General features: G+C 63.3%; 3 protein-coding genes. 2 read left to right on the forward strand and 1 reads right to left on the reverse strand.

What is annotated here, in order from left to right; all coding sequences use genetic code 11:
• Positions 1–175: 175 nt before the first annotated feature.
• Positions 176–6457, reverse strand: coding sequence for a non-ribosomal peptide synthetase (locus HX817_RS30775; RefSeq protein ID WP_177042357.1), 6282 nt, complete (start codon positions 6455–6457; stop codon positions 176–178).
• A gap of 486 nt (positions 6458–6943) precedes the next feature.
• Here HX817_RS30775 and HX817_RS30780 point away from each other — a divergent pair, with 486 nt between their 5' ends.
• Together HX817_RS30780 and HX817_RS30785 are read left to right on the forward strand one after the other, a co-directional pair.
• Positions 6944–7738, forward strand: coding sequence for a helix-turn-helix transcriptional regulator (locus HX817_RS30780; RefSeq protein WP_008430236.1), 795 nt, complete (start codon positions 6944–6946; stop codon positions 7736–7738).
• Complete coding sequence (locus HX817_RS30785; protein ID WP_256348855.1) at positions 7738–9225, forward strand: efflux transporter outer membrane subunit; 1488 nt, start codon at positions 7738–7740, stop codon at positions 9223–9225. Before HX817_RS30780 ends, HX817_RS30785 begins: the two co-directional genes overlap by 1 nt.
• The last annotated feature ends 25 nt before the right edge of the window (positions 9226–9250 follow it).

Consider the following 9250-nt stretch of genomic DNA (forward strand, 5'->3'; position numbering starts at 1 on the left):
TCGCGGCGGCCCGCGGAGCAATGCCGGAGTGAGGGAACGCCGAGCCACAGCGAGGCGCCGACAGGCGGGGCAGAGCCCTTTGCTTACTTTGGGGCTTTTCCAAAGTGAGCCGCTGTAAGAGCGGAACCATAGGTGGCCGTTACCTAAATAACGGATATACACACCACACCACCACTCAAATCCTACGTCTACGCCCCAACTGCGGAATCCCCAAAGCAGGCACCACCTCCACCCGCTCCACCCGCTTCCCAACCACCCCCGCCAACCCCACCACCGTCGGCTGACTGAACAACGACCGGGCATCCACCTCCAACCCCGCCTTACGCAGCCGCGCCACCACCCCCACGGCCAACAACGAATGCCCCCCCAACTCAAAGAAATGATCCTGACGCCCCACCCGATCCAGCTTCAGCACCTGCGCCCAAACCCCAGCAATCACCGTCTCCACCTCCCCCTGAGGCGGTTCATAGGCGCGACTCAACACCGCCTCCACCCCAGGCTCCGGCAACCCCTTGCGATCCAGCTTCCCCGCCGGATTAAGCGGCCACACCTCCACCCGCACAAACGCCGAAGGCACCATGTACTCAGGCAACCCCTCCACCATGTAACTGCGCAACGCCTCAAGCCCCGGCACCGCATCACGAACAGTGAAATACGCCACCAACCGCTCATCCCGAATCAACGCCGCCACCTCGCGCAATGCAGGATGCGCCGCCAACCGCGCCTCAACCTCCCCCAGCTCCAGCCGCACCCCACGCAGCTTCACCTGAAAGTCATTGCGCCCCAGAAACTCCAGGTTCCCGTCCGGCAAATACCGCACCAGATCCCCCGTGCGATACAACCGATCCCCCGCCACAAACGGGCTATCGATAAACCGCTCCGCCGTCATCTGCGCCAACCCCAGATACCCGCGAGCCACGCCCACCCCGCCGATATGCAACTGCCCACTGCACCCCAGCGGCACCGGCCGATCATGCTCATCCAATACGTAAAGCCGGGTATTACTGATGGCCCGCCCAATCGGCAACTGCAACCCCGGCACCGGCGCACCCGGCTCCAGCGTCCAGGCACTGCTGTCCACCGTCGCCTCGGTCGGTCCGTAGACGTTATGCAAGCGCACCTTGGGCAACCGCGCCTGAACCCCACGGGCCAAGGCCTCTGTCAGCTCCCCACCACCGCATAAAACGTCGGTAAGGCTGGTACAAAGCGCAGACTCCTCCAGCTCCAGAAACTGCTGCAACATCGCCGGCACAAACTTGATCACGCTGACCTGTTGCTCACGAATCACCTGCGCCAGGTACGCCGGTTCACGGTGCCCATCGGGACGCGCCAGGACCAGGCGCATGCCATTGGTCAGCGGCCAGAACAGCTCCCACACCGAACCGTCAAAACTGAACGGCGCCCGCTGCAACAACGCGCCACCCTCGGCATTCGGGCACAGTTGCGAGCCCCAGTGCATCAGGTTGCCCAGGCCCCGATGCTCGATCATCACGCCCTTGGGCGTGCCGGTGGAGCCGGAGGTGTACATCACGTACGCCAGGTTGCGTACGCTCAGCCCCGGCACTCGCGGGTTGCCTTCAGGCGCCTGCTGCCAGGCGCCGTGGTCGAGGTCGATCACCGGTATCGACACCGCCCCCGGCAAATCGCGGGTCGCGCCGTGTACCAGCAAGGCGACCGGCGCGCTGTCTTGCAGCATGTAGGCGAGACGCTCGCGAGGGTAGCCCGGGTCCAACGGTACATAGGCGCCCCCCGCCTTGAGGATGGCCAGCAAGCCCACCACCAGGTCCAACCCGCGCTCGACACACAAGGCGACCCGCGAATCCGGCCGCACGCCGCGCTCGCGCAGGTGATAGGCCAGGCGGTTGGCGCGCTCGTTGAGCTGGCGGTAAGTCAGTTGCTGCTCACCGGCCTGCACCGCCACCGCGTGAGGTGTGTGCCGGGCATGGGCTTCGAACAGGGCGTGGACGGTCTGGTCCACGGGGTAGTCGGTTTCGCTGGCGTTGAAGTCCACCAGTTGCTGTTGCAGTTCGGTCGCGGGCAGCACCTGCACCTCGAACAGCGGCGCCTCGGGCGTCTCCACCAATCCCGCCAGCACCGTGCCAAGGTAGTCCAGCAGGCGCTGGGCACCGACCTTGCGGGGCGCCTTGGCCTTGAGCCGGAAACCGCTGGCCAGGTCGTCCACCGTCAACATCAGCGGGTAGCTGAGAATGTCTTCGCTGCTGAGCAATTCGATGCCGGGCTGCAGCACCTCGAGTGCCTCGACCGAGATATGCCGGTAATTCAGCAGGCTGTTGAACAGCGGTGTGACGCCGCTGCAACGCTGGGCCAACGCCAGGGACGCTTGCTCGTGGGCGAGCAAGGCGCTGAGTTGCTGCTGCGTCTGCCTGATCGCCTCGCTCACCGTCACCCCGGCCAGGCGTACCCGCAGCGGCAAGGTGTTGATGAACATGCCCAGGGCACGGTCCGCGCCCTCACCGGCCTGCAGGCGTCCCAGCAGAACCGTACCGAAGACCACATCGTCACGGCCCGAGACGCGACCCAGTACCTGGGCCCACGCCAGATGAAACAGGCTCGCCGCGCTGACACCCAAGGTGCGGGCCTGCTCACGCAACAACTGGCCGAGTGCGTCGGGAAGCAGCACGTCGGCTTCCTCGGTGTCACGGCGATCCGCCTGGCGCTCCTGTAAACCGAAGGCCAGGGTCGGCTCGTCGACATCCGCCAGCCGCCCGCGAAAGAACGCTTCGTGCCCGGCCTGGCGTTCCGCTGACCGGGCCTGGGCGACCACGTTGCGATAGGGCACCGGCGCCGGCAATTGCTGTTGCTGGCCAAGCAGATGCGCCTGGATTTCCGCCATCAGTACTTGCGTCGATGTGGCGTCGTTCACCAGGTGATGGAAACGCAGCATGCCCACCCAACGGCGGTTCTGCGGGTCTTCGGCATAATCCAGGGCCATCAGCGGCGCCTTGCGCAAGTCCAGTGGCCGCTGGCGTTCGCGCAGTTGTTCGAGGATTGAATCGCCCTGGAGGGCCACCGATTGCACGTCCAGAATCGCCTTGCGCCACACCACTTGCATCGGTTGTTCGAGGGCATCCCACGCCAGGCTGGTGCGCAGGATGTCATGGCGGTCGATCACCTGTTGCAGCGCCTGGGCGAACGCTTCCAGCTGTTCACGGCGGGCAAAGCTGAACATCGCGTGTTGCTGGTACGGATCGCGCTCGTCAGTGATGTGGTGATACAGCAGGCCTTCCTGCAACGGCGCCAGCGGGTAGATCTCCTGCACATTGGCGGCGCCACCGGGGATCGCGGCGACGATGCGTTCTATCGTCGGCGGGTCCAGTTCGGCCAGCGCCAGCAGGTCCGGAGTAATCAATTGGCAACCTGCCGGAACACGGTTGGCCGGCACCTCAAGCTCGGTGCCCTGGCCGACCGCTGCCGCCAGTGCGGCCAGGGTCGGCTGGCCGAACAGCACCTGCACGTCGGCCTGCAACCCGACCTGGCGCATGTGCTGCACCAACTGGACCGCCAACAGCGAATGGCCGCCCAACTCGAAGAAATGGTCATGCCGCCCCACCCGCTCGACGTGCAGTACATCGGCCCAGATCTGCGCCAGGGCGATTTCCGTAGGCCCTTCGGGGGCTTCGTAAATTCGACTGACAAATGCATCGGCACCGGGTGCCGGCAAGGCCTTGCGGTCGAGTTTGCCGTTGGCCGTCAGGGGCAGCGCGTCCAGCTTTACGTAGGCCTGCGGCACCATGTAATCCGGCAAGCGTGACTTGAGATGGGCGCGAAGCGCTTCAATCGCAACCGGCGCGTGCTCGGTGAACCAGGCCAACAGCTGCCCCTCGCGTATCAGCACCACCGCTTCGGTGACCCCTTCATAACCCGCCAGGGCGGACTCGATTTCCCCCGGCTCGATACGCACGCCGCGAATTTTTACCTGGTCGTCGTTGCGGCCCAAATATTCAATATTCCCATCCGGCAGCCAACGCGCCAGGTCGCCGGTGCGGTACATGCGGCCTGGGTTGAATGGGTCATCAAGGAAACGCTCTGCGGTCATGTCCGGGCGGTTCAAATAGCCCCGCGCCACGCCTTTCCCGCCGACGTACAACTCGCCTGCAGTACCGATGGGCACCGGCCGCTGTTGCTCATCCAGCAGGTAGACCGCGGCATTCGCGATGGGTTTGCCGATGTGCAGCGCCTGCCCGGCCTCAACGAGGCCCGAGGTGGCAACCACGGTGGCTTCAGTGGGACCGTAGTTGTTGATCACCGCGAAACTGCGCGCCTGGTTGAACTGGCGCAGGCGGTCGCCACCGATCAGCAGCGTGCGCAAAGTCGGGTGTTCGATATTCTGGCTGAAAGCATACTCGGCCACCGGCGTGGGCAGGAAGCATACGTCCAGCGGTTGCGCGCGCCACCAGGCCAGCAGCGCGTCGATGTCTTCGGCGCCGTCGTGGGCCGGCGGCAAGTACAAGGTCGCGCCCACGCACAGCGCTGGCCAGACCTCCCAGGCCATGGCGTCAAACCCGAAACCGGCAACGCTGGCGGTATGGCTGCCCGCGTGCAAATCGAAGGCCTGGCAATGCCAGTCCACCAGGTTGGCCACGGTGTGGTGCTCCACCATCACGCCCTTGGGCAGGCCGGTGGAGCCTGAGGTGTAGATCACATACGCGAGGTTGGCGGGTGTCATCGCCACTTGCGGGTTGCGCGCCAACTGCGCCGTGGCGTGATCCAGATTGATGACCGGCACGCTCAATACCGGTAGACGCTCGAGCAAATCCGTCTGCGTCAGCACCGCCACCGGCGCGCTGTCATCGAGCAGGTAGTGCAGGCGCTCGGCAGGATGGGCCGGGTCCACCGGGACATAACAGGCGCCGGACTTGAGAATCCCCAGCAAGCCCACCAGCGTCTGCAGGCCGCGCCGGGCGACTATCGCCACACGGTCGTCGGGCTTTACCCCGAGCACCAATAGCTGCCGCGCCAGGGCATTGGCCCGTTGATTCAATTGGTCATACGTCAATCGCTGCCCCTGATACACCGCCGCCACCGCATGCGGGGTCACCGCGGCCTGGGCCTCGACGCGCCCATGCAGGGTTTGCGCTGCGGGATAGGCCTGGGCGGTGGCGTTCCAGCGTTGCAACTGCGCGGTTTCCTCGGGCGTTATCAGCGAGAAGTCAGCCAGGGGCAGCGCGGTGTTTTCCAGCCCCTGCTCCAGCACATACACCAGGCGATCGGCCAGGGCCTGCACCTCGTGTGCCTGGAAGTACGCCTCGTTGTAGACGCAGTGCAGGCACGCCGTGTCGTGGTAGCGATTGCTGCGCAAGTGAATCGCCAGCGGCAACGGCTCATGGTGGTTGGACACCTTGATCGCCCGGGCCGATGCCTGGCCGTAGCGAAATTCATGGTCGTCCTGCTCATAGGACACCGACAGGTCGAACAGTTGGCCGCGGTCGGCGCGCAGCAAACCCAGCTCGCGATTCATTTCGCTCAGCGGGAAACGTTGATGTCGGAAATCCTGCTGGAGCTGGTCGCGCACGCCACGCACCAGGGCGCTGAAAGGCAGGTCGTCGCGGAACTGCAAGCGCACGGCACTGACCTGGGTGAACAGCCCCAGGGTCGAACGAAAGCGTGCATTGGAACGGTTGAGTATCGGCAGCCCCACCACCCACTCCTGGCGCTGGCCGGTGCGGCTGAAGTACAGGTACATCGCCGCCAATAACACATGGAACGCCGACGCCTGGTAATGGTTCGCCGCCCGCGCCATGCGATTGAGCAGCGCCGCCGGAAACGGTGCTACCAGGGTGTTGCTCGGCGCATCGCCCTTGGCCTGGTAACGGCGCGTCAGCAGCGGCTCTGGCAGCGCCTGGTATTTGTCCAGCCAGTAGCTGCGGTCCCGGGCGTAACGGGCCGACTCGCGATAGCGTTCATCGTTGTCGATGAAGTCGATATAGGACGGCGCCGACAGGTCCGGTAGTCGGCCCTGCTCCAGGGCGCTGTAGATCCCGGCAAGGGATTGCAGCATCTGGCCAAAGCCCCAGCCATCGAGAATCAGGTGGTGAGCCTGGGTGCCGAGGCGGTAATGCTGGTCATCGAGCTTGACCAGGAAGAAGCGGAACAACGGCTCGTCGACCAACGCATAGGCTCGCGCCATCTGCGCCTGCAACAAGGCCTCGGCGGCCGCGTGGGGATCCGGCTGGCGCGAGACGTCATGCTGCGGCACCGATACCGCCATCGCCTCGGCAAACGCCTGCCGTGGCAAGCCATCAGCCGCCACCTGCAACACCGTACGCAATGCGTCGTGCTTGGCCACCAGGTGCTCGATGGCTCGCTGGATCAATGCGGGATTCACGGTGCCCGTGAGATCGATATAACCCCCGATGTTGTACAGCGGCGAGTCACCGAGGCGCAGTTGGTCGAGCCAGATATCCCGCTGGGCGGCGGTCAGGGGGAAATACGTCATAAGATCCTTCTCATGTGAGGTGTCGATAAGGCGCACAACGCCCCATTGAGGCGAAATCAACGGGATTTAAGCATCGCCCCGGAGTGCCGTATGTCACCCGAAACCCGGACAGCCTGGGTACCGCGCCGGGGTTGGCTGATGGTTCAGTGCTGAAACGATTAAATGGATGTAGGAGATTGGCTACATCTGGCCGATGCCATATAGCCGGGCATGTCGAGAAAATTGAGTAAATATGTTTTATATCAACTAGTTAACAAACTCTAAAATCCTTTTACCCTGCAGCTTCAGCCTATATCCCTGTCGGAAATGACGAAATAATGGCGCGCTTTTTATGGCAGGTTGTGTCCCTCGTTTCCGCTACATACGTAGGACAAATCCACGTGGCTAAATGAAGCCTCGAGCACCGACCCAGGTTCAAGGAGAACGGGAGGCCTGCACACGTACGGGCAACCGTTGACGGTTTTCGACATCAAGGATGAGATGGCTATGAGTCTGACCAGCAGTATTCGGAATATGGAAAATCCGCATTTTTATTTCGAGTTGGGAGAGTTGATTTCAAGCACCGGCACTGAACACTTCGCAGCGAACATGCTGCAACTGGTCAACAAGCTGGTACCGGTTCACTTGGTAGACCTCAGTGAATGGACCCTCGACGAGCACCAGGCCTGCGTGCTCGATATCAAGTTACTTGGCAGCGACGGGTTGAAGCAGGACCTGCCGCCACCGCGCACCCTGCATCACCGCGACGATCATCCGCTGCTGAAAAAAATGCTCGGCATGAACGACCCGCTGTTGATCCAGATGAATGCCAAGGCCGACAGCACCCACACCCGCGGCACCTCCCATCAGTGCAACCTGGTATCGCGCCAGGCCAATCGGCGCTGCGTGATTTCGTTCTACCGGCCCCACACCCAACGCGCCTTTTCCCTGGCGCAGCTGTCGTTTCTCAAGAGCCTTTCGGAAACCTTGCTGCCGTTGATCGAGCGCCACGCGCAGATCAATCGACAGGCCCCGCCGGTAGCGCCCGAGCCCTCTAAAACTCCGTTGGAGCAGTCGCAATTGCAGCGCGAATTCTATAAACGCCTGTCACTCAGTGACATCACCTTATCGGCGCGGGAACAGGAGGTTTGCCTGGGGTTGTTGACCGGCGGAACCGTACCGCAGATGGCCGAGAAACTCAGCGTGAAAAACAGCTCCATCGAAACCTACCTCAAGCGCGCGGCGGCCAAACTGGGCGTGAGTGGCCGGCATGGCCTGGCCAAATGGATGGTTGGCGCGTGATGAAAAAACTGATGCTCGGCGTGGCGTGTGTGCTTGGCGGGTGTTCGTTGATCCCGGACTATCAGCGGCCCGAGGCACCGACCCCGGCGCACTACCCGGTGTATAACGCGGACCGGGTGGGGCCATCGGCCGCCGGGCCTGACTGGCAACAGTTGTTCCGTGACCCGGTGATGCGGCAGTTGATTGGCCAGGCCCTGGTGAATAACCGTGACCTGCGGGTGGCGGCGCTGAATGTCGAAGCGTTCCAGGCGCAGTACCGCATCCAGCGTGCCGACCTGTTCCCGGCGGTGTCTGCCACGGGTGCCGAAAACCGCCAGAAAGTCCCGCGGCGCGCCACTACCACCGGCAAGTCTGCGATCACCTCTACCTATTCGGCGACATTGGGCGTCAGCGCCTACGAGCTGGATTTTTTCGGCCGCGTACGCAGCCTCAGTGAGCAGGCGATGCTGCAATACCTGGCCACTGAAGAAGCCCGGCGCAGCGCGCAACTGAGCCTGGTGGCCAACGTCGCCAACGCTTACCTGACCTGGCGCGCCGACCAGGAACTGCTGGCCCTGGCCCGGCAGACGCTGGCCTCGGACGAGCACAGCCTGCGTCTGACGTCGCGCAGTAAAACGGCGGGCAAGGCGACGTCGATTGATGTGATCCAGGCCCGGACCAGTGTCGAAAGCACCCGGGCAAGCATTGCGCGCTACCAGCGGCAGGTAGCCCAGGACCTCAACAGCCTGGCGTTGCTGGTGGGTGGGCCGGTGCCGGATTCTTTGCCGGCACAGCCGCTGTCCGACGACCTGGTAGCCCGGGTGCCGGCCGGGTTGCCGTCGGACCTGCTGCAACGGCGGCCGGATATTGTGCAGGCCGAGTATCAGCTTCAGGCGGCCAACGCGAATATTGGCGCGGCGCGGGCGGCGTTTTTTCCTTCGGTTACGCTGACGGCCAACGCGGGCACCTCGAGTAAGGATCTGTCGGGATTGTTCCAGGGGGGCTCGGGGAGTTGGGGGTTCCAGCCGCAGATCAATCTGCCGATCTTCAATGCGGGCAGCCTGCGGGCCAGCCTGGATTACGCGAAGATTCAGAAGAACATTTATGTCGCGCAGTATGAGAAGTCGATTCAGACCGCGTTCCAGGAAGTCTCGGACGGGCTGGCGGCGCGGCAAACGTATAACGAGCAACTGGCGGCGCAGCGGGATTTTGTTCGGGCCAACCAGACGTATTACGACCTGGCTCAGCACCGGTATCGCAGTGGGGTGGACAGTAATCTGGTGTTTCTGGATGCGCAGCGGTCGTTGTTCAGTTCGCAGCAGGCGTTGATTGTTGATCGGTTGGCGCAGTTGGTGGCGGAGGTGAATTTGTATACGGCGTTGGGTGGGGGGTGGGAGGGTGATTCTGCTGGGGGTGGGGGTGGGGGTGGGGGCATATCCGTTTCTTCGGTCACGGCGGCTTATGGTTCCGCTCTTACAGCGGCTCACTTTGGAACCCCCCCAAAGTAAGCAAAAGCAAGAGCACGGCGGCCTG

It is taken from the genome of Pseudomonas sp. C6002, assembly GCF_013385805.1.
Taxonomy (GTDB): Bacteria; Pseudomonadota; Gammaproteobacteria; order Pseudomonadales; family Pseudomonadaceae; genus Aquipseudomonas.

Coding starts and splice junctions, on each gene's coding strand:
- HX817_RS30775 (WP_177042357.1), bottom strand. CDS start 6,457: ATGACGTATTTCCCCCTGACCGCCGCCCAGCGGGATATCTGGCTCGAC.
- HX817_RS30780 (WP_008430236.1), top strand. CDS start 6,944: ATGAGTCTGACCAGCAGTATTCGGAATATGGAAAATCCGCATTTTTAT.
- HX817_RS30785 (WP_256348855.1), top strand. CDS start 7,738: ATGAAAAAACTGATGCTCGGCGTGGCGTGTGTGCTTGGCGGGTGTTCG.